16 protein-coding genes are annotated in these 21,361 nt (G+C 53.7%); 13 read left to right on the forward strand and 3 right to left on the reverse strand.

Going from position 1 to position 21,361, the window contains the following annotated elements; all coding sequences use genetic code 11:
- Positions 1–207: 207 nt before the first annotated feature.
- The 6 genes from J2I46_RS05240 (at position 208) to J2I46_RS05265 (ending at position 5,393) form a co-directional block, all read left to right on the forward strand.
- Positions 208–1,320, forward strand: a complete 1,113-nt coding sequence (locus J2I46_RS05240) for a hypothetical protein (RefSeq protein ID WP_207327859.1) — start codon at positions 208–210, stop codon at positions 1,318–1,320.
- A gap of 64 nt (positions 1,321–1,384) precedes the next feature.
- On the forward strand, positions 1,385–2,422 hold the full coding sequence (locus J2I46_RS05245) for an Ig-like domain-containing protein (protein ID WP_229379521.1): 1,038 nt from the start codon (positions 1,385–1,387) through the stop codon (positions 2,420–2,422).
- A 175-nt stretch (positions 2,423–2,597) separates the two neighbouring features.
- Complete coding sequence (locus tag J2I46_RS05250) at positions 2,598–2,834, forward strand: hypothetical protein (protein WP_207327861.1); 237 nt, start codon at positions 2,598–2,600, stop codon at positions 2,832–2,834.
- Positions 2,835–3,145: 311 nt separating this feature from the next.
- Positions 3,146–4,084: an NAD(P)-dependent alcohol dehydrogenase gene (locus tag J2I46_RS05255; RefSeq protein WP_207327862.1), complete on the forward strand. Its 939-nt coding sequence runs from the start codon at positions 3,146–3,148 to the stop codon at positions 4,082–4,084.
- 161 nt (positions 4,085–4,245) lie between these two features.
- Complete coding sequence (locus tag J2I46_RS05260) at positions 4,246–4,845, forward strand: hypothetical protein (RefSeq protein ID WP_207327863.1); 600 nt, start codon at positions 4,246–4,248, stop codon at positions 4,843–4,845.
- 41 nt (positions 4,846–4,886) lie between these two features.
- The gene (locus J2I46_RS05265) at positions 4,887–5,393 is read left to right on the forward strand and encodes a Dps family protein (RefSeq protein ID WP_207327864.1); all 507 of its coding nucleotides are present in this window, start codon (positions 4,887–4,889) and stop codon (positions 5,391–5,393) included.
- Here the strand turns inward: J2I46_RS05265 and J2I46_RS05270 are convergent.
- Positions 5,390–5,548 carry a hypothetical protein gene (locus tag J2I46_RS05270; RefSeq protein ID WP_207327865.1) on the reverse strand — a complete coding sequence of 53 codons (159 nt, stop codon included), beginning with the start codon at positions 5,546–5,548 and terminating at the stop codon, positions 5,390–5,392. The genes J2I46_RS05265 and J2I46_RS05270 overlap by 4 nt on opposite strands.
- A 149-nt stretch (positions 5,549–5,697) precedes the next feature.
- Here J2I46_RS05270 and J2I46_RS05275 point away from each other — a divergent pair, with 149 nt between their 5' ends.
- From J2I46_RS05275 to J2I46_RS05285, 3 genes are all read left to right on the forward strand, one after another.
- A complete protein-coding gene (locus J2I46_RS05275) occupies positions 5,698–7,698 on the forward strand; it encodes a glycoside hydrolase family 3 protein (protein ID WP_207328126.1) in 2,001 nt (666 codons plus the stop codon).
- Between the two features lie 79 nt (positions 7,699–7,777).
- Positions 7,778–9,154, forward strand: a complete 1,377-nt coding sequence (locus J2I46_RS05280) for a sulfatase-like hydrolase/transferase (protein WP_207327866.1) — start codon at positions 7,778–7,780, stop codon at positions 9,152–9,154.
- Positions 9,155–9,403: 249 nt separating this feature from the next.
- The gene (locus J2I46_RS05285) at positions 9,404–10,981 is read left to right on the forward strand and encodes a glycoside hydrolase (protein ID WP_207327867.1); all 1,578 of its coding nucleotides are present in this window, start codon (positions 9,404–9,406) and stop codon (positions 10,979–10,981) included.
- A gap of 152 nt (positions 10,982–11,133) precedes the next feature.
- Here J2I46_RS05285 and J2I46_RS05290 read toward each other — a convergent pair whose 3' ends face one another.
- A complete protein-coding gene (locus J2I46_RS05290; RefSeq protein ID WP_207327868.1) occupies positions 11,134–15,255 on the reverse strand; it encodes a hybrid sensor histidine kinase/response regulator transcription factor in 4,122 nt (1,373 codons plus the stop codon).
- Positions 15,256–15,747: 492 nt separating this feature from the next.
- On the opposite strand from J2I46_RS05290, the gene J2I46_RS05295 reads away from it, so the two are divergent.
- Positions 15,748–16,164 (forward strand): LytR/AlgR family response regulator transcription factor, encoded by a 417-nt coding sequence (locus J2I46_RS05295; protein WP_207327869.1) that lies wholly within the window; start codon positions 15,748–15,750, stop codon positions 16,162–16,164.
- Positions 16,165–16,432: 268 nt separating this feature from the next.
- On the opposite strand, the gene J2I46_RS05300 is transcribed toward J2I46_RS05295, so the two are convergent.
- Positions 16,433–18,070: an arylsulfatase gene (locus tag J2I46_RS05300; RefSeq protein WP_207327870.1), complete on the reverse strand. Its 1,638-nt coding sequence runs from the start codon at positions 18,068–18,070 to the stop codon at positions 16,433–16,435.
- Between the two features lie 318 nt (positions 18,071–18,388).
- On the opposite strand from J2I46_RS05300, the gene J2I46_RS05305 reads away from it, so the two are divergent.
- Genes J2I46_RS05305 through J2I46_RS05315 form a run of 3 tightly spaced genes read left to right on the forward strand, consistent with a single transcriptional unit; the run spans position 18,389 to position 21,357 of the window.
- Positions 18,389–18,859 carry a MarR family winged helix-turn-helix transcriptional regulator gene (locus J2I46_RS05305; protein WP_207327871.1) on the forward strand — a complete coding sequence of 157 codons (471 nt, stop codon included), beginning with the start codon at positions 18,389–18,391 and terminating at the stop codon, positions 18,857–18,859.
- Positions 18,860–18,916: 57 nt separating this feature from the next.
- On the forward strand, positions 18,917–20,278 hold the full coding sequence (locus tag J2I46_RS05310; RefSeq protein WP_207327872.1) for a TolC family protein: 1,362 nt from the start codon (positions 18,917–18,919) through the stop codon (positions 20,276–20,278).
- Positions 20,279–20,301: 23 nt separating this feature from the next.
- Positions 20,302–21,357: an efflux RND transporter periplasmic adaptor subunit gene (locus J2I46_RS05315; protein ID WP_207327873.1), complete on the forward strand. Its 1,056-nt coding sequence runs from the start codon at positions 20,302–20,304 to the stop codon at positions 21,355–21,357.
- Positions 21,358–21,361: the final 4 nt, after the last annotated feature.

Here is a 21,361-nt window from a genome sequence, read left to right on the forward strand (position 1 = left end):
TGAAAACGCTCACGTTGTGTTACATTATTGTTACCTATGCCTGTGACGCTGTTGAGCAACCCGTGCCATTCTTCAACTGCTGTCGGGTACGTTGATGCAGCTGGCTAAGCTCCTATCCAACGGTCCGTCAAGTGCTTTGAAATACCCGCCACTACACGTACTTTCGAGCTGGTAATCAAGCCATTTAGACTACCGCTCTATTCAGACATGAAAAAGATCTCTTCCCGATTAGCTGCCGGTGCTGCCGGTCTTCTGCTACTAGCCGCAACAACCCGTTCGGTACCAAATCAGTACGGGTTTGTAACGGGTACCCCGGTCATTCGCTCAATCAATGCGTTGACGTTTGGCCCTGATGGGGTCCTGTTCATTGGCGATGGACGAAGCGCTTCGGTCTTTGCAGTGGATACGAAAGATGCAACCGCAAACGAAAAAGCCAATCCCGTCGAGATCAAAAACATTGATCAGAAGATTGCAGCCCTGCTCGGCACCGATGTGGCAAACGTCACTATTCAGGATATTGCGGTAAACCCCGTTTCGAAGAACGTGTATTGCGCCGTTCAGCATAGCGATGGCACTCCGGTTCTGCTCAAAATCGAGGGCGACAAGATGACGGCGGTTTCGTTGAAAGAGGTTCCGTTTTCAACCGTTGCCCTGACAAATGTGGCGACCGAGGATGCCAAAGACCGCAGGGGAGAATCGCTTCGGATCGCGTCTATTTCAGACATTGGCTTTGCCGATGGCAAATTGCTGGTCAGTGGCCTCTCGAACCAGGAATTTGGATCCACCTTCCGTAGCATTCCATTCCCCTTCACCAACGTACAGGATCAGAGCTCGCTGGAAATTTACCATGCCGCACATGCCAAGTACGAGACAATGGCCCCGATCAAGACGTTTACGACAACCGAAATAAAAGGCAAAAAATACCTGCTGGCCAGCTATACCTGCACACCGCTGGTCCTGTTCCCGATGGACGAATTGAAGGCAGGTAAGCACGTGAAAGGCCGGACAGTGGCTGAAATGGGCAGTGGTAACTCGCCGATCGATATGGTTATGCTGAAAAAAGGAAACGAGTCGTTTCTGCTCATGGCCAATACAAGCCGCCCAGTTTTTAAGGTAAAATACAAAACTCTTGAAGACTACCAGGGTTCGCTGACTACACCCGTTGCTGAAAATTTTGCTACAGCAGGCGTCGATTTTGTGTCGTTGCCTCTCACGAACGTATTGCAGCTCGATAAGCTCGACGACAGCCGGATGGTGGTGTTGCAGCGCCGGTCGAACGGAAATCTAGACCTTTGGACATCCAGTGATCGGTATCTGTAAGCATTACTGGCTGGTACGTCTCAGGCTATACACCATGTATAGCCTGATTTTTTTTTGCACCTGCTTGTCTGCCTGCCGCTCTGGCGAGGAAACCGGTATTACGATCAGTTGGAACGGAAAACGGGCAATCGGGATTACCGTTCCTGATCGACTTGTTGGGGAAGTTAATGCTGATTCGATTGCTCAATTGCTGACCATACGCCTGGCCGGGCAGGAGATCGCTATGGCCGGTGACTATCAGCAAACGCATAGGGGCATTCGCTTTGAGCCACTGGTGCCCTTCACCCGTGGCCGTCGGTATACAATCTGGCTCCGGAACAGGCCACTCTGCGAACTGGCAATTCCCGCATTAGAGGCTGATGACAAACCCAGGCTACTAGCCATTTACCCATCGCCGGATACCTTGCCGGCCAATCTGCTGAAAGTCTATTTCCGCTTTTCTCGGCCCATGCGCGAAAGCCAGTCGGCCAGGTACGTTGCCTTGCTCAATGCCAACGGCGACACACTACGAGACGTTTTTCTCGATTTGCAGCCGGAACTCTGGAATGCCGACCGAACGATGCTTACCCTCTGGCTAGACCCCGGCCGTATCAAACGCGATCTGCAACCCAACAAACGGTTGGGGGCACCACTTCAACTCGGAGATCACTACCAACTGGTCGTTTCGGCAAATTGGCCCGATGCACTGGGTGCTACCCTGGCCAGTTCCACCACAAAACTGTTCCGGGTAAGTCAACGGGATAGCCTATCGCCGGATCCGGACCGCTGGACAATCCATTTGCCCAAACCGGAGACTACACAGCCGTTGTCGTTAGCATTTGGTGAACCACTTGATTATTATTTACTGACCGAAACGCTGCATGTTTTTAGCGATGGCGCCGCCGTTCCGGGTACGTGGCAAATCGGAAGAAACGAGCTGGTTAGTACATTCACGCCAACCGCTCGCTGGACAGCCGGGCAGTACCGGCTTCGTATCGAAAATCGGCTGGAAGACCGCTCCGGCAATAACCTGAACCGCCTTTTTGACCGCGATCTAACGAAAACGCAACGCCCTACCGACGGAAAATCTTATCGTGATGTTGTGTTTACTATTGGCAACTAACCTCAACGTAGAACGAGTACCGACGTCGTTCGGCCACTGGCCAATCCAGGCTGAGATCAGGAGGGCTTTCACTAAAAATGCGAATACCCTATTCAGCTATTGACGTTTAGTTTGACAATTTCGATGCCTGTTGTACGACGGGCCAGGCTGGTCAACCTCAACCAATTCCTGACCCATGACAAAACGATTCCGATTACCCTTTCGTTTTGGGAGTAAGGCGATTGGTCAGGCTGCCGCCGGACGGTTGGCCATTGGCGCATTTGCTGTGGGTGCTTTGGCCGTTGGAACACTGGTTGTCGGTGCCGTAGCCATTGGCCAGCTACGCATCGGGCGTGGCTTTATCCGGAAGCTTCATATTGGCGAACTCGTAGTAGACAAGTTAACTATTTGGGCCAATCAGGAAGCAGACTGATGCACCAGCTTTTCAGCAAGACCAGCCTGCACAGATTATACACCTTATTGCTGGCGCTACCGGCCATGTAGGGTTCCGGCTGTTGCCCACACCTTCGCTACAGATCCGTTAGGCAACCGTTCAGGATTAACATTCCTCAACAGACGCCAGACGAATTGCGGGGGCGTTTGGCAAACACCCGACAGGCCAGCCCGATACCACCGACCCGGGCACTTTGCAGCCTTTGAAACCCCGAGTTGCTTACCGATGATCTACGCGCATTTTCCCGGTCATTTCGTAACAATGCCGGGGAACAACCGTTTAGTACCGTCATGAAAGCAGCCATCATTAACCAATACGGCACCAGCCACGAATTACAGATTCAGGACGTACCCAGACCTGAAGTTGATTCACACGAGGTGCTCATCCGGGTACACGCTACCGGCATTAATCCGCTCGATACCAAAGTGCGCCAGGGAGCCATGAAGCTGATGTTACCCGGTTCGTTCCCGAAAATCCTGGGTGCCGAATGCGCGGGGGTCGTTGAAGAAGTGGGCCTGATGGTCAGCGACTTCCAGCCAGGTGATCGGGTTGTCGCCTCGCTGGGAACGCTGGGAGCAGGCTACGCAGAATATGCCGTTGCCAAAGAGAAGAACGTAGTAAAGCTACCCGACGCCATCGATTTCATCCAGGCTGCCGCCATGCCGATTGCCGCTGGCACCGCCCTGCAGGCCATGCGCGATAAAGGACACCTGCGGCCAAACGATCGTGTTCTGATCAACGGTGCCGCCGGTGGCGTAGGTACGTTTGCGGTACAGATTGCCAGGATCATCGGCGCCCATATAACCGCCGTTTGCAGCACCGACAACGCCGCTCTGGTCAGGCAACTCGGGGCCGATGTGGTTATCGACTATAAAACGACTGATTTCACCAAACTTCCCGATAAGTTTGAGGTTGTGTTCGATGCCGTTGGCAAAAGCTCGTTCGATGCCTGCCGCGACATACTGACGCCCGAAGGCACCTACGTAACCACAACGCCTTCGCCCAGGCAGATCCTGGAAGAAGTAGTCACGATTTTTACGAAGCAGAAAGCCGATTCGCTCATTTTCTCATTCACGCAGGAAGACATGAACTGGCTGATAAAACAGGTTACAGCCGGCAAACTCGTGTCAGTCATTGAGAAGACGTACCCACTCGATAGCGTCGCTCAGGCCCACGAATACAGCGAGACGGGCCACGTAAAAGGAAAACTGGTGTTGGTGATCAGGTAGTTTAAGCATAGGCGCGACGTGGCCCTCAACCGCCCCACAGCATCAGGAAGTCATTAAATACCCCTTAAACTACCAACCAAACAGGCCTCTACCGGTTGTCTGAAAAGCAGTAGCCCAAGCAGGCTTCTACTGCGCTAATCCAGCATTGATTCGTCTTCATCATGGCAACGACAACCGCCTCATCAACGATCCTGCCCTGGCCATCACTTTACCTGCGGGCAGGCTTTCTGGGCGTATTAGGCATACTTCTGTTTCTAACCGGCAGTCGGCAGACCCTGCTCTCAGTAGGTGGCCTGAGCGCATTACTGTTGCTGGCTGGCTTCAGCGCTCATCGGTTCTGGCGCAGTAGCCGATCAATCGGCAAGCCCGATTATTGGTTTATGATTGCGGGTATACTCGACATTGCTTTTGGCATCGGATTACTGTTTTACCTCGGCAGCCCGACCAAAGGCGTCGATAATTTACTGGGCAGTTGGGGAGTGCTCGTGGCAATTACGCAGGCAGTGGCCACCATATACACGTTCCTGGGCGTGAAAGATAACAGCGAAAGTGGACAGGATATGACCGTGATCATCCTCCATTTCATCAACGCGCTGCTTGGTGGCGGCACGGCCTTTATGCTGGTTCAACGGCCATTTGATGATCAGTCTATGCAGGTTGCCGGCCTGTTTCCGGTAGATATGGCCGTGCTGCTGGTCATTCTGGTTCGTCGGTTAAAAATGGATGTAGCTCTTGATGAATCTCAACAGTCGAATAGCTAAAGAGGTTACACAGTTAGTCACGCTCATAAAACGCAACAACAATGCCTACAACAAAGAAGGAGCAGTTGCTCCATACGCCCTCAGACCTGAAAGAATCGGATCGTTCGCACCTTGCCGAAGTAATCAATGCGCTGGTAGCCGACTCATTTGCCCTGTATGTAAAGACGAAGAATTACCACTGGCATATGTCGGGTCGGCATTTCCGCGATTATCACCTGCTACTCGATGAGCAGGCCGAACAGATCTTCGCTACGATTGACCCGCTGGCCGAACGTGTCCGTAAACTGGGAGAGCGCACCATTCACTCGATTTCACAAATTGGCCGCCTTCAACGAGTGAAGGATAATGACAAAGACTTTGTGGCGCCAATCGATATGCTCATCGACCTGCTGGAAGAGAATAAGGCAATGGCCAAGAACATGCGCGAAGCCCACGAAGACTGCGACAATGCCGACGACGTGGCCACCGCCAGCCTGCTTGAGGTATATATCGACGAAACCGAACGCCGGGCCTGGTTCCTGTTCGAAGCCACCCGCGAAATCGACTAGAGGTCTGGTTTACGCGTTGATTCAGCGCCCCGCCCGGCCATCTTACTGGTGCCACTTGCCTGGCAAACCTGTGAGATGGCCGGGCGGGGCGTTTTGCGTTTAACTAGTTTTAGCTGGGTGAGTAACTGGCCTGTCTGTTCTACTTCTACCAGCATTTCCCGCTCTTATTTACCTGACCTGCAAACGTTATACGCAGGGAAACGTACCTGGTAGATCGATCTTTCCTAACCACCGTAACTCCATGATCACCCCTTCTTATCCGCGACTGACCTGTTCTACGGCCACCGCCTGCCTGGCACTTGTCATGGCTCCGGCAATCGTTTCGCTGGCGCAGTCGAAACTGGCTTCGCAGCAGCCTGTGCTGGGCGTTCGCTCGGCCAAAATCATCAAAGCCGATGGTCTGTCGTTCAAAGACCTGAACCGGAACGGCCAGCTAGACAAGTACGAAGACTGGCGGCTACCACCTGAACAGCGTAGCCAGGATCTGCTGGCAAGAATGTCGGTTGAACAGAAGGTTGGTTTTATGCTGATCAGCACCTCCCGACTGAAGAACGACTGGTCGTTTGAAGCGCCTAAGAACAAGGAGCCAATCAGCAGCGATTTCAACGAGTCAGATTTGTCGACGAGCACAAATATGTTCACGCGAAAGCCATTGCCAACGCCGTTGATGAGCGCCGCCGGAACGACCAAAGCGGTGACACAATTTCACCTGCGTCATTTCATTCTCAGGGCCAACGTCAGCGCCCGTATGACCGCTGAATGGGCTAATAAGCTGCAGGCACTCTGCGAAAGCGACGGCCTGGGTATTCCGGCCATCGTTGCCTCGAACCCGCGTAATCACGTTACGGCCACGGCCGCCATCGGTACCAGTGTTGGCAAAACGGCCTTTTCGTCCTGGCCCGGCGAACTCGGCCTGTCGGCCATGCGCGATCTGAAACTGACCCGCGAATTTGCCGACATTGCCCGGCAGGAATGGGCCGCCGTTGGCCTGCGGAAAGGCTATATGTACATGGCCGATCTGGCTACCGAGCCTCGCTGGCAACGCGTTGATGGCACGTTTGGCGAAAATGCCGACTGGGCCGCCAAGATGATGACCGAAGTAGTGCTGGGTTTCCAGGGCAAAAAGCTGAGCAACACATCGGTAGCCATGACCACCAAACACTTTCCGGGTGGCGGCGCAGGTAAGGAAGGACAAGACCCTCATTTCGACTGGGGTAAACAGGAGGTCTTTCCCGGTAGTATGCTGGAAAATAACCTGATCCCCTTCAAAGCCGCAATTGCCGCCGGCACATCGTCAATGATGCCGTATTACTCAATGCCCGTTGGCACCCAGTATGAACCCATCGCCTACGCCTACAACCGCCCGATCATTCATGATCTGTTGCGCGTGAAACTTGGCTTTAAGGGCATCATCAACTCAGATACCGGCCCGATTGAGATGATGCCCTGGGGTGCTGAAAACCTGACCATCATCCAACGCTACAAACGTACGCTCGAAGCAGGCGTTAACCTGTATTCGGGAACGGCGGACCCCGCCAACCTGCTCGAAACTGTGAAAACCGGCCAGGTTAGCATGGCGCTGATCGACGATTCGGTTCTTCGGCTTCTTAACGAAAAGTTTGAACTGGGCCTGTTCGAGAATCCGTATGTCGATGAAGATGCCGCCGAAAAACTCGTGGGTAATGCCGCTTTTCAGGCAAGAGCCAATCTGGCCCTCCGCAAATCGATTGTGTTGCTTCGGAATGAGACAAGACTGCTTCCGGTGAAATCAGCGACTAAAGTGTATGTTGAAACCTACGCGAAACGCAACAATACGGCAGCCTTCGGTCAGGGTGAAGCGTTCGTACCAACGGATGGGAATCAGGCGTTTCAGTTCGTAAAAACACCCGAAGAGGCCGACGTTATTCTGCTCTGGCTGCTTCCGTCGGCCAAATCGCTCTTCGCATCGAATGGTGACCCCATTGAACTCTCGCTATCGAAGAACTCCGTCGATGTAGCCTACATCAATGCGCTGACGGCTAAAAAACCGACGATTCTGGCTATCAATTATACCAACCCCTGGGTAATCGATGAGATCTACAATTCAACCACGATGCCGCGTATAAAGGGGGTGATTGCTACGTTTGGTACCACCCTTGATGCCCTGCTGGATGTGGTGTCGGGCAAGTTCAACCCAACGGGCAAAATGCCATTTACCACGCCCATTTCCGAAGCCGCCGTTCGCAACCAGCTAGAGGACGTACCTGGCTACAAAGAAGGCAAGGCCTATCCCCTCTTTAACTATGACGAAGGTATCAGCTACTGACAATGAGGCCGTTGCCAGGTAATCGATTCACCATCCACTTACGATATACCTTACCAGTTACTCACGTTACCCAACATCAATGAAGAACGTTCGGCTCGTGTTTTTCGCGCTGACTAGCCTGCTCGCATTCAGTGCATTCGTCGTGTCCATTCAGGTGAAGAAGCCCGTTCAGGTGAATCGGCCACCCAACATCATTCTGGTCCTGATCGACGATATGGGCACAGCCGATGTAGGTTGCTTCGGGGGTACGTTTGCCCCCACCCCCAACATCGACCGGCTGGCGGCTGAGGGTATTAAATTCACGAACTACTACAGTGCGGCTCCTATCTGCTCGCCATCACGCGTGGGTCTGACCACCGGTATGGCTCCGGGCAAGTGGCGCATCACCTCGTTTCTGGCCGAACGCAAACACAACCGTAGCTGCGAACAGGCTGATTTTCTCGATGCGTCGGCACCCTCCGTGGCGCGTCAGCTTAAAAAAGCGGGTTATGCTACGGCGCATTTCGGGAAATGGCATATGGGCGGCGGGCGCGACGTTGACAACGCGCCCGCCATACCAAACTACGGTTTCGATGAATACGCCAGCACCTGGGAAAGCCCCAGCCCCGACCCGCTACTGACCTCGACCAACTGGATCTGGGCCAGGTCAGACAGTGTGAAACGCTGGAGCCGAACGGCCTATTTTGTCGACAAAACGCTCGATTTTCTGAAGCGCAATCCGGGCAGGCCCTGTTACATCAACCTCTGGCCCGACGATGTTCACACGCCCTGGGTGCCCGACGAAACAACGCTCGACGCCTTTCCAAAGGGGACCGAAAAACCCCGTGAATTCAGCGCGGTGCTGGCCGAACTTGACATACAGATCGGGCGCCTGATGGCGGGGCTGAAAGCAATCGGAGCCGACAACAACACACTCATCATTTTCACCAGCGATAACGGTGCCTTACCTACCTTCGGGGGGAAACGGTCAGGTACGTTCCGGGGAAGCAAGCTTTCCCTGTATGAAGGTGGGATCCGAATGCCCTTTATTGTTCGTTACCCAGCCAGCGCGCCCAAAGGAAAAACGGATAACCAATCGATTATCTGCGCCACTGATCTATTACCAACCTTTGAGAGCCTGGCCGGGAAAAAGGGAACAACAAGCGGTGATGGCGAAAATATGGCAACGGTACTAACCGGCAAACCACGAGTTCGTACCAAGCCCATCTTCTGGGAATACGGTCGGAATACAGAGTCATTCAGATACCCGCTTCCGCACGACAGAAGCCCCAACCTCGCCATGCGGCAGGGAAACTGGAAACTGCTGGTCAACGATAACGGCACTGGTGTTGAATTGTATGATCTGACAACTGACCCATCCGAAAAAAACGACCTATCCAGTCAGCAACGCCAGGTTGCCGAACAGATGAAAGCGCAACTTTTGGCCTGGCGGTCTGCGCTGCCGAAATTGAACTGATCCGGCCGTAAACAGTCACTTTGAGGGTTCTTTCGCCAGGAGGCTATCTGTGAGCTGGTTTTCGTTGCACAGCCGACCGGCAAACCGGACTTATGGTCTTTAGAAAACAACCCGCTTCATATCATCGAATGTCGTGTAGCGGCCTCACACATGTACCAGTTAGTGCGAACACCAGGCAACAATTTGTAGCTTTTACAGCTTGCGTTAGAAGTAGTTAATTCGAACTGTTTGTACGAGTTTTTCATCGTTATGCGTTTCATCCCTTGCCGGCTCCTGTCGGCCTTACTTTTTCCGGTTATTTTTTACACAGGCAGTCTGTCGCAGCCACTCGTGGTTACCGTTAAACCCGACCAGACTTTCCAGACCATACATAGCTTTGGCGCGTCTGACTGCTGGTCGGCGCAGTTCATTGGGCAAAATTATCCGCTTGCCAAACGTGAACAGATTGCCGACTGGTTATTCAGTACAGACACCGATAAGGCAGGTAACCCGACAGGGATTGGCCTGTCGCTCTGGCGATTCAACATCGGGGCAGGGAGTACCGAACAGGGCGATTCGAGCGGTATCCGCAGCCCGTGGCGACGGTCGGAATGTTTTCTGAAACCCGATGGCTCGTATGACTGGACCAAACAGGCGGGGCAGCAGTGGTTTGTCGAGGCCGCTCATCGGCGTCAGGTGCCTTACCTGCTGGGTTTTACCAATTCGCCCCCGGTACAGTTTACGGCCAACGGGAAAGCCTATGCCTCAGGTACGTTGGGCGACTATAACTTCAACCGGCAGCGGCTCGGCGACTATGCCCGGTTTCTGGCCAGCGTTGCCCAGCATTTTGCGCAGAAGGGTATGCCTATGCACTACCTCAGTCCGTTCAACGAGCCGCAGTGGGATTGGGGCATCAAGAAAGGGCAACGGATGGCAACACAGGAAGGCACCCCCGCCACCAACGCCGATATGGCCGAACTAACCCGGGCGCTCAGCCGCGAACTGACCACGCGCAAACTGGCCACCCGCCTGACCCTGGGCGAAGCCGGGCAGTTGAATTACCTGTCGCAGGGAAACACAAACCGGAGCAAAGAGGGCCAGGATGATGTGATTGCCGCATTTTTCAACCCCGGCAGCCCAACCCGGATTGATAATCTACCGAACGTGGAGCGGCTCGTTTCCGGCCATAGTTATTTCACGACTTCCCCCACAGAAAAGCTACGAAGCATTCGGGAAACGCTGGCCGGCAAGCTACAACAAACGGGCGTAGCTTTCTGGCAATCGGAATACTGCGTGCTGGGCGATAATGACGGCGAGATCGACGGGAACGGTCGGGATCTGGGCATGACAACGGCCCTGTATGTGGCGAAGGTTATTCATACCGACTTAACTATCGCCAACGCAACGTCCTGGCAGTGGTGGCTGGCCCTCAGCGCCAGTAATTATAAAGACGGATTGATCTACGTGGAATCGAACGGGAAGATGGGCGAAAACGCCCAAAATCAGCAGGACGGCAACATTCTGGCGTCTAAAACCTTATGGGTACTAGGAAATTACGCCCGCTTTGTGCGCCCCGGCATGGTCCGCGTAGGCGTTCAGACCGCCGCTTCCTCTACAGATGCGCCACTGATTTCGGCCTATCGGAGCGCTGATAAAAAGCAGCTTGTCGTCGTCGTAGTCAATCCTGGTGAGGCCCGCCCCATTCAACTGGATGGCGCTGGCAGCAAGACAAAACAGGTTGAGATGTATGAGACAACTGACACGACCGACCTGCGCAAACGAACCGTCGCCCGCGACCAGTTGACGGTTACCGCCAAGTCCGTTACAACCCTTATCATCCGGTTATGATATTGGCAGTTGGCAGTCAGCTACCCTGTCAACGTGGCTTATCAACGTGCTATCTTTTGAAAAATCAGCCATTGCGCTGAAAACCGAAAGGAATGGTAATTCAGCCGCTGAAACAGACAGAGCTGTTCCAGCGGCTGAAAAGGAAAAGTCGATTATTCCCTGTCTCGAAAGTTACTGGGGGGAACTCCCTTTTCTTCCGAAAAGACCCGGCTGAAGTACCGGGGATTGTCGAATCCTACGGCATAAGCCACCTCGGCAATACTCAGCGATGAATGCAGGAGCAGTTCCTCGGCTTTTTGCAGGCGAAGGACCCTCAGGTAAGGAATTACCGACATGCCTGTCAGCGCCATCATCTTGCGGTACAATGAGTTCCGGCTCATGCCCATCAACTGACAGATCATAGTCGTATCCAGGGCCCCATTATCCAGATGCCGTTCCAGCGTACTACGTAGTTTAGCCACAAACTGATCTTCCCGCGCATCAGCCCCGTTGGCAGGAGTTAGGTCAGGCTGCGGGTTGCCCAGCGCTCGCTGGCTGTAATAGCGCTGCAGCAGTTGTCGGGTCTGAAGCAGATTGCCCAGCACGAGGAGTAATTCTTCCCGCCCGAAAGGCTTCACCAGGTATGCATCCCCCCCCTGCCGTAAGCCCGTAAGCCGATCGTCCATAGCGGCCCGGGCCGTGAGCAGGACAATCGGTATGTGGCTGGTGCGTTCGTCATTCTTCAGGATGGCGCAAAGTTCAAATCCGTCTTTGATAGGCATCATCACGTCACTGACAATCAGATCTGGTATAATGGCCAGTGCCTGCGCAACACCGATCTGCCCGTTTTCGGCCCGTATGATCTGGTACTCCTCTCGCAGGCAACTCTGGATATAGGTAGCAGCATCGTCATTGTCTTCCACCAGTAGCAATACGGGGCGAGCTGGCGTCTCGTCCGGATCGGCTTCTACCCAGTTACCCATCTCACCCGGGTCAGACGTGGTTAGCATGGTCATAGGCTGTATATGACTGACAAGGGGCGCTTGCCGGGTCAGAGGTAGAGAGACCAAAAATTCAGCGCCCAGTCTGAATGCCCCCGGTCTGGATGGATCCGGTCTGTTGCGAACGGCCAATCCACCCTGCATCAAACTAACCAACTCCCGTACCAGCGCAAGGCCAATGCCGGTGCCACCACTGGCCGACCCGACCAAATGTTGCCCAGCCGACTCGTCGGACTGCTGATAAAAGCGATCGAAGATCCTCGCCAGGCTGGCCGGATCAATACCGGGGCCAGTATCGCTGACGGTGATTTGAATCCATGGGTCGTTCAATTGATGGATGGGCGTAAGGGCCTCATGGTACCCCTGCGGAGCAAGTGGTTGCCAGCGGGGCTGAATAGCCACTTCACAACGTACCTGCCCTCCTGACGGGGTAAAATGGAGCGCGTTTCCCAGCAAATTGGCCACGATGTCCTGTAGTTTATCGGGGTTGAAGTCGGCCTCAACGCTTACCTTCTCTGCATGCACGGCCAGCCCCACACGCTTTATCTCGGCGATCAACTGAAACGACTCACCAACGAAGCGGATAAACTGGATCAGATCGGTTCGCACGAGTTTGAGCGGCATCTTGCCGGCTTCCAATCTGGAAAGATCCAGAATTTGATTGATCAGCCGCAGCAGGTTGCGGCCGTTGCGCTCAATCAAAATGGCCGATTGCTGCAACTGGGGGTCGGCCTGCCGATGGAGATTGTCGGCCATGCCCAGAATCACCGTTAGGGGCGTGCGAAATTCATGGGAGATGTTGGCGAAAGAGCGGGATTTAGTCTCGTCGAGCTGTTGTAGATCCTGCGCCTGCCGGGCAATGACCCGGGTGGCCTCGTCGATCTTAGTTTGCAACCGGGCTTGTTCTTGTTGGTAGTTCCAATCCCGCCATCGCCCCCAGCCCCACGCCCCACCCAGCAACAAAGAGAACAGGATAAGGGCAAACCAGGGGCTCATATAAAACGGCCGCAGCACCCGCACCCCAATGGAAAGCGTAGCCGCCGACAGTCGGCCATCGGCCGACTGTCCCCTGATCAGTAACTGATGATCGCCGTAGGGTAGGTTGCTCAGCCGCAGATACGGCTCAGTTTGGTCGTGCCAAGTGTTATCTACCCCCTTAAATTGATAAGCGTAAGTATTTTTTTTGGCATCGGTGTAATTGATCAGCGCAAAAGCGAGAATGCTGCTTTTGTCGTCGGGTTGTAAGGTGATTTGATTGGTCCGGAGTAGTTCCGCTGTTTTGTCGACCAGCGTGTTGCGATCAGCCTCAAACTGACGCAAGGAAACTACGCGTAGGGGCAGGGTGGGCAGCGGAGGTTCGGCGTCGAAATCACGCGGATCGAAAGCCGTTACGCCGTTCAGCCCCCCGAAATAGAGCCGTCCCTGCGCATTCTGATAATGGGCGATGCGGTTGAACTCGTTATTGGTGATGCCGTCGGGCACCGTATAGGTCCGGGTGGTGAGCCGGACCGGATCAAACTGCATGATACCGTTGTCGCTGCTGAGCCAGAGGTGGCCCCGGTGGTCGGGATACACCGCGTAGATGTTATCATTATTCAGCCCGTCGGCCCGCCGAAATTGGCGGTAGTGACCTTGGGCGCGATCCCAGCGCACCAGCCCTGTATTAGCCGTTGCCAGCCAGAATACCCCCTGCGGGTCCTGGTAAAAATGCTGGTAGCTGTCGGCGGGTAGTTGAGACGCCCCCCGTCCACCCCGCCAGTAACGGGCCGTAACGCCCTTCTTTGGGTCGACCGTATAGAGTCCCGTGTTGGCGCAGAGCCAGATCGTGCCCTGCCGGTCGGTGCCAATGTGCAGGATATGAGCCTTGGCTAACTCGGAAAACTGGTTATAACCCCGGAAGGGAAGCACCTGGTTGGCCACCGGGTCGACCAGCCACAGACCAGGATCGCCACCGGCCAGCAGCCGACTGGGTTTTGTCGAATACGGATGAATGCTCCAGATCATCGTTCCCGAACCAGGGGTCGGCATCACGGTGGTTTTTGTGGTCTGGTAGTCGTAGGCCACTAACGTAGTGACCTGGGCTAAATACAGCTTTCCACCCAGCGGATCGCTCATACTGTTAAAAACCCCCTGGCCTGTCAGTAACTGGCGGACCGAACCACCCGAAAACGTGCTGCTGAACAAACCCACATTTTCCAGATTCGTGTAGAGTGTCTTCCCAAGCGCGGTAATACCCCGTACGGCAGGTCGTTTTCCGTCACCAGGTTCATAGAACAAGCGCTGAAAGTAGTTTCGGCCCACCCGGATCTGGTAAAGCCCAAAGCTGGTTCCCAGCCACATACTCCCATTTCGATCCCGAAAAAAACTTCGGTCTTCAATGAGACCACTGGGCAACTGGCTGGTGATATCGAGGAGAATCCGGCCGGTGGAATCGCGCAACTGGCAGCCATTCCAGAGTAGACCATGCTGATTAAAAGCGTAGGCGAGTGGATTCCGTAGTTTCTTTGATTCAACCAGGGCCGGGGACAGCGCCTGACGATGACCTACCCCGTCAATCTTATAAAGCTTGTCGATGGGGGCCCATGGATCATTTGTCTTTGTTAGTCGATAAACGAGTTCCGCACCGGCATTTGACTGACCGAGGCAGGCGAAGAGGCCTTGTGGGTGATCATACGTGTGCAACACGCGCCCATCCATCGTTAACTCGACCAGTTGGGTGACGTTGGCAAAGGCCCAGACCGTATTTCGAGCCGAGACAGCCGCTAACGTCAACGTCTTGTACTGGGGTAACGACACCGTCCGTAATCCCGTTTTGGGGTGGTAAATATTCAACCTGGCCGGCTGGTAATCGACAAACACAATGGACCCATCTTTGCCACCCAGCAGAGAATGCCTCACCCCAGAAAAGTGCGTAGGTCGGGATCGGTGGAACCGTTTTTCGAAGGAGGTAGCTACGCCTGTTATCGGATCAAACAGGATGATGTTTGACTTCCCCACGGGTCCCATCAGCCACAGCAGTCCATCGGCATCCTGAGCGATAGAGTGGATGTCGTCAAAGTCGAGCCCGTTTTTCTCCCGGGTGTAGGTTGTGAACGTTGCCCCGTCGAAGCGACTAAGTCCCAGCTTCGTGCCGAACCACATGAAGTCACGGTGGTCCTGAAAAATGGCATTCACTTCGCGGTGGGCCAGTCCCTGCTCTGGGTCATAGCGCTGGATGGAGGCTGCAAACTGCTGCGCCCAGGCCCACGAGCAGCAACCGAAGAAAAGAGCAAAGACTAGAAGAACCGCTTTCAATGTTTACTGTTTAAATGCCTGATTCTGGAAGCAAGGTGTCAAATGTAAGTAGTATCATATTATATTCTGTAGAGTATATATCCATTAACGGGCCGATTGCATGGTCCACACTGGCCTACCGGCCTGCCCATCAGAGGTAGTGTACACCGCACCGGCAGCTAGCGTTAATTGATCGACAAGGCCACTTTTAGGGCTGGCTTACCTGCTTTTTTACCCATTTTGGGCCTCTTGCACCAAATCTGCACCTATTTGGGTGGAATCTGCACATCGATCAGACGGCCTTCAGATAACATTGCAAAATCATTCAGGACCGAAAAACCCTCATTTCTTATTCGCCTGTTTTGCGGAAATACGGGAGTGAATGCCTTCAGATCTTCCACTGCCGTGCCCTTATTCGGTACGCCTGCTTTACCTGTTTATCCTTATATAAGTGCCATAGCACCCCACAACTGGTACATGGGAGTAGCTGTCCAACTAAAATACGACTCGCGTATGGTCTTTACCCAACCGCTGAATAGCACTATCCCCCCGTTTCCCCTGACCTGGCCGCCCCTCAGACTTTACATTCGGGAGAGCGGCAAGCAGCATTTCCCCGTCAGCAGTCTGGTCTCCTTACAGTCTGAGGGCAATTACAGTTGGTTATGCTGGGCCGATGGTCAACGCATGCTCATGCCGCGTACGCTCAAATGGTACATGGACCAGTTGCCCCCCGCCCACTTTATCCGCTTTCACCGCAACTGCATTATCAACAGGCACTACATCCAGCGCCTGGAAAACTCAAAAACAGGACCTATAGCTTATCTGTCAACGGGTGAAACGGTGTCCATTTCCCGTCGCCGCTGGAGGAGCGTATGCCGGGAGCTACAGCTTATTCGAGAAACTAAACAAACCCCGACCCACAGCTGGTAAGCCAGGGGCTGGAACACCATCCGGCTTATTCAATCATCGGTATCACGCACTCTTTACCCGCTTTAAGAGGTGGGGGTCTTAGCCTGATCATGCTGTTGCTACCCGACCACTAGTCTCTATCCGTAGAAAGCCGCCCTCATCTGATTGAAGGCGGCTTTTTGATGAAGCCCATCTACCTACAACAAAGCGACCATCTTATCGACTACCGTTCGCTTCAGGTTGATTGACGAATTCAAGAGGCGTATTCTACGGTTCGCCGCTGTTCGCACTAGTTCAGGCGCTTTGGCAACACTGCGTGGGTATTTGCCCATTGCTGCCAGTGTTGCTGCAGATCAGCCAGCAACACCGACTGGTTCTGCGCCTCGTTTCTGGATTCGATTCGATCGGTACCCAGATTGTAGAGTTCCCAGGTGCCTTTTCTCAGGTCGTGAACCGCTTTCCAGTTGCCTTTACGCACGGCCCCGTACCACTCGTGTTCCCAGTACATATAGTCGGGGTCGGCTTGCTTACCCGTTTGCAACGCAGGCACCAGGCTCCGCCCTTCCAGCGGGAAAATGGATTGCCCTTCGTGAAACGTACCTGGGTACGTTGCGCCAGCAAGCTCCAGAATGGTAGGCATCAGGTCGGTCACATGGCCTCTGGTTGTCAGGATGCGTCCCCGAGTCGTACGAATTAGAGTCGGGAAATGAGCGATCAGCGGTGCCCGTATTCCCCCTTCATAGGACTTGACTTTGTACTCAAAAAACGGCGTGTTCGATGCATTGGCCCAGCCAATGCCGTAGGAGGCCGCCCCCGAAAAATCCGGATTATTGATCAACGACATCGGGCTACTGCCCAACTCGTTGTACGTCTCGGCACAGGCCCCGTTGTCAGACAGAAACAGGATCAGCGTGTTATCGAACTGGCCGCGTTCTTTCAGACTGGCAACCAGTTTACCCACATTCTCATCGAGCGACGAGATCTGGGCAGCATACACGGCCATACGGTAGGCCGTAGAATCCTGTTCCCCCGCCGAAAGGGACTGCCACGGCCGGACCCGCTTATCACGCGCTGACAAACTCTGCCCCTTACCAACCAAACCCGTCTTCTCCTGCCGGGTTAGCCGTTCCTGCCGAATGATATCCCAACCCACCTTGTACCGGTCTTTGAACCGGGCAATGTCCGCTGGTTTTGCCTGAAGCGGCCAGTGGGGAGCGTTGTAGGCGAGGTATAAAAAGAAGGGGTTTTCATCGGCTTGCTCAGTCACAAACCGGATAGCATAGTCGGTGAAGGCATCGGTGGTGTAGTAATTGGGATCAGCAGGTGGCTGTACGGGCTGATTGTCGAGTGTAAGCCCACGCCCGCCCTGTGGCCGAAAGTAGCTGGTTGCTCCGGCCAGAATCCCGTAATACCGCTCGAAACCGCGCTGTAACGGCCATTTTTCCTGTCCGTGCATACCTACATGCCACTTCCCGGTCATGTACGTATGATAGCCTGCGGTCTTCAGCACTTCGGCAATGGTTACGCAATGGCGATTCAGAAATCCACGATAGCCATCAGTGCCCCAGTCGTGCTGTTTGGGGTTCGGGCCCGGGTCTTCGGCCATTTGGCCAATACCCGCCCGGTGCGCGTTCAGCCCTGTAAGCAGGCTGGCACGGGTAGGGCAACATCGGGCGTTATTATAGAACTGCGAAAACCGGACGCCATTTTTCGCCAGCGCATCCAGATTAGGCGTCGGAATCTCGCTGCCAAACGGTCCCGTATCCGACCAGCCCATGTCATCGGCCATGATGATAACCACGTTTGGCCGGTTGGCGCCGGGATTACCCTTGATACGCTGGCTTTCCCGAAGCGGCACAGTAAAGGCGCCAGCGATCAGAAAACCAGCAATGACTAGCAGAGCGGGGAAAGCGAGTTTTGCGTTCATAACCAGGGTAGCGTTCGGAAATCGTCCCCAAAATTAGGTGTATCAATCGGTGGTCAACACGCTTCAACAAGACCAGCACACCCCTATTGTTACTGAGTTCTGCTCTTAAAATGGCGCTTTGTCGGTGCATCAGTACAAATAGGAACTTGCCATCTTTTGCCCCTCCCATTCAAGAATAAATGGTTAACAGACTTCACTTTCAGGCGTAAATCAAATGAACTACGTACCTGGAATAGCACAAAACTAATTTGACCTGAATCAGAAAAACTTTTCCCACGACTGTTTGGTTGATATAGCAACCATATTTACATTTGCCCCATGATTGACGAAGAAACGCTACGAGCGAAGTTTGCAGAACGTATGGGATCTCAAGCTATTTTCATGATCAGCCATGTTGGTCACCTGATGGCTAAGAAAGCGAATCGCGAACTGACCCGGCTGGGCTTTACCATTCAGATAGAGCAGTTCCCTGTTCTGTTCGTTACCTATTTTGCAGGCGACGAATTGCTATCCCAGCAGGACATTGCCAATATGCTTCAGAAAGATAAATCGGGCATTCAACGCTCTATTCGCACACTGGAACGGGATGGCTTCCTGCGCGTTGTGTCTGACAGCGTTGACCGTCGCAAGAATTTGATCAAACTCACTCCCGCCGGCAAGATGATAATCGAGAAAGCTATTCAAACCACCGAAATGCTCGATCAGCAGGTGATGAGCCAGCTTTCGCAGGAAGAACGGGATGCTTTTCTGACCACAACCCGCAAGATCATTGCGCTGATCGACAACTAACTTTTTTTTACACCATTAGTTGACATGTCTACTGTAGATACATCAACCATTGTATTTATGAAACGATTAATTGCACTTAGCTTAGGTTTGGCCCTGTGGTTTCCCATACAGGCGCAGACTCAGGCACAACCTCAATCGCAGACAGCTGTGTCGGGCGGTTTTCGGTTGAAAGATTGTATCGACTACGGTCTGAAGAATTTCGGAACGGTTCGCATTGCGCAGTATCAGGTGCAGACAGCTAACGAGCAGTCGCGGGAAGCCCTGAGCCAGTACTTGCCGCAGGTATCGGCCACTGGTACAACGACCGACAACCTCAAACTGCAGCAGAGCGTGATTCCGGCGGGGGTGTTCGGGCCTGAACCACGGGTATTCATTATCGGTCAGAAATACCAGACAAACCTGACGGCCCAGGTCACCCAGCCAATCTACGACCGGTCATTGTTGATCGGGATCAAGGCTAACAAGCCAAACCAGGAATTGGCAGCCCTGAATACGCGGCAGACGCAGGAAGACGTGATCTATAACATTGCCAGCAACTACTATCAGGTATTTGTGGCTGAACAGCAGATTGCCCTGCTCCGCGACAACCTGCAACGTACCCAGCAGGTGCTGAACATCCTGAAACTTCAGCGCGACAACGGTGTTATTCAGCCGGTTGACTACACCCGGACGGAGGTCAGTTACAACAGTACCCAATCGCAATTGACGCTGGCCGAGAATGACCGTAACCTGGCGATCAATCGGCTGAAATACCAGATGGGCATGCCGCAAGACCAGAACCTGGTCCTCTCCGATTCAACGCTGTTGACGCAGTTGCCTACAATCGACAATGAGCCGTTTGATCCGAAGCGGCTTGTCTCTTTCCAGCAGGCAGAAACGAACATTATTCTGCAACAGCTTCAACTGCAGCGGATTAAAGCTGGATACTTGCCCACATTGAGCCTGACGGGCAACTACGGTACGGTGAACCTGGGGGCTCAAACGATTGATAACCTGTTCACGAATTTCGTTGGTTTTGGTAGCGTGGGGCTGCGTTTGAACATTCCCATTTTCGACGGATTCCGACGTGATTCACAACTCAAGCAGCAACGGTTAACGGTGCTGACCCAGCAGGAACGGCAGAAGCTGAATACGTCGTCGTACCAGCTTCAGTTCAACAGCGCACAATCGCAGATTCAGCGGGCGCAAACGAGTCTGCAGAACGACGATCGCAACGTGAAGCTGGCGCAGGAAGTCTACAACATCACTACGCTGCAATACAAACAGGGCACCAAGCTACTGACCGACCTGATCAACGCGGATAACTCATACCGTGAGGCCCGGACCAACTACATCAACTCCCTCATTAACCTGTATCAGGCACGCCTCGACCTCGAACAATCGCAGGGCAAGCTCCTTACGTTCTACAACCAACTTTGATCAAGACAACCGATTTATAGATCATGAAAAAGTCAACATTACTCGTTGTGGTAGCCATCTTGGCGGTCGTTTCCCTGATCGGGTTTCGATTGGCTTCCAACAAAAAGAAGATTGAAGCCCAGAAGCAGCCCGTCGTTAAAGCCAACGTGTCCATTCCGGTAACCGTAGCACCAGTAGTGGAAGGAACCATCAGCCAGCAACTCGTTAAAACCGGCAACCTGATTCCCTTCAAGGAAGCCGATCTGATTGCTACCACCGCCGGCAAAGTAACTAAAGTGAACTTTGCGCTGGGGTCAACCGTCCGCGAAGGGGCGCTGCTGGTTCAACTCGATAACCGGTTGAAAGAATTATCGCTGGAAGCCACACAGCTTTCCATCGACCGGTTGAAGAAAGATGTGACGCGTTACAATACGCTGCTGGCCGGTAACGCCACAACGGAATTGCAGGTGAACGACACGAAATACAACTACGAGAACGCACTCAATCAGGCCGAGCAGATACGGAAGCAGATTGCCGACGCCAACGTGAAATCGCCCATCAGTGGCCGCATTGTGCAGAAAGCCATCGAACCCGGCGAATACATCACCGTTGGAAAAGTGGTAGGACATGTGCTCGATGTAGCCCGCCTGAAAGTACAGGTGCCGGTGAATGAAAGCGACGTGTACCGCCTGCGCGAAGGTCAGACAGTGCGGGTAACGACCGACGTGTTTGCCGGCCGGACGTTCAATGGCCGTATCTCATACATCGCACCGCAGGGTTCCGACGAACACAATTACCCCGTTGAAATCACGATCGACAATGCGAACGGGCTGAAAGCAGGTACGTTCGTTAACGTCGATTTCTCGCAGAAATCGAACCAGAAGGCCCTTCAGATCCCACGCGCGGCGCTGGTCGAAAGCATCAAGAACCCGTACGTCTACGTCATCAATGGCAATGCAGTGGCTCGCCGCACCATTACGGTTGGCCGCGACTTTGGCGACACCATCGAAGTGCTGAGCGGCTTAGCCGTTGGCGATCAGGTAGTCACGACCGGCCAACTGAACCTAAGCGACGGCAAGCCAGTACAGATCACGAAATAAAATA

Source organism: Fibrella forsythiae (assembly GCF_017353175.1).
In the GTDB taxonomy this organism is placed as follows: domain Bacteria; phylum Bacteroidota; class Bacteroidia; order Cytophagales; family Spirosomataceae; genus Fibrella; species Fibrella forsythiae.

Bases quoted from the DNA above. Each gene is read 5' to 3' on its own strand.
- J2I46_RS05240 (WP_207327859.1), top strand. From the start codon at position 208: ATGAAAAAGATCTCTTCCCGATTAGCTGCCGGTGCTGCCGGTCTTCTG.
- J2I46_RS05250 (WP_207327861.1), top strand. From the start codon at position 2,598: ATGACAAAACGATTCCGATTACCCTTTCGTTTTGGGAGTAAGGCGATT.
- J2I46_RS05255 (WP_207327862.1), top strand. From the start codon at position 3,146: ATGAAAGCAGCCATCATTAACCAATACGGCACCAGCCACGAATTACAG.
- J2I46_RS05260 (WP_207327863.1), top strand. From the start codon at position 4,246: ATGGCAACGACAACCGCCTCATCAACGATCCTGCCCTGGCCATCACTT.
- J2I46_RS05265 (WP_207327864.1), top strand. From the start codon at position 4,887: ATGCCTACAACAAAGAAGGAGCAGTTGCTCCATACGCCCTCAGACCTG.
- J2I46_RS05270 (WP_207327865.1), bottom strand. From the start codon at position 5,548: ATGCTGGTAGAAGTAGAACAGACAGGCCAGTTACTCACCCAGCTAAAA.
- J2I46_RS05275 (WP_207328126.1), top strand. From the start codon at position 5,698: ATGGCTCCGGCAATCGTTTCGCTGGCGCAGTCGAAACTGGCTTCGCAG.
- J2I46_RS05280 (WP_207327866.1), top strand. From the start codon at position 7,778: ATGAAGAACGTTCGGCTCGTGTTTTTCGCGCTGACTAGCCTGCTCGCA.
- J2I46_RS05285 (WP_207327867.1), top strand. From the start codon at position 9,404: ATGCGTTTCATCCCTTGCCGGCTCCTGTCGGCCTTACTTTTTCCGGTT.
- J2I46_RS05295 (WP_207327869.1), top strand. From the start codon at position 15,748: ATGGTCTTTACCCAACCGCTGAATAGCACTATCCCCCCGTTTCCCCTG.
- J2I46_RS05300 (WP_207327870.1), bottom strand. From the start codon at position 18,070: ATGAACGCAAAACTCGCTTTCCCCGCTCTGCTAGTCATTGCTGGTTTT.
- J2I46_RS05305 (WP_207327871.1), top strand. From the start codon at position 18,389: ATGATTGACGAAGAAACGCTACGAGCGAAGTTTGCAGAACGTATGGGA.
- J2I46_RS05310 (WP_207327872.1), top strand. From the start codon at position 18,917: ATGAAACGATTAATTGCACTTAGCTTAGGTTTGGCCCTGTGGTTTCCC.
- J2I46_RS05315 (WP_207327873.1), top strand. From the start codon at position 20,302: ATGAAAAAGTCAACATTACTCGTTGTGGTAGCCATCTTGGCGGTCGTT.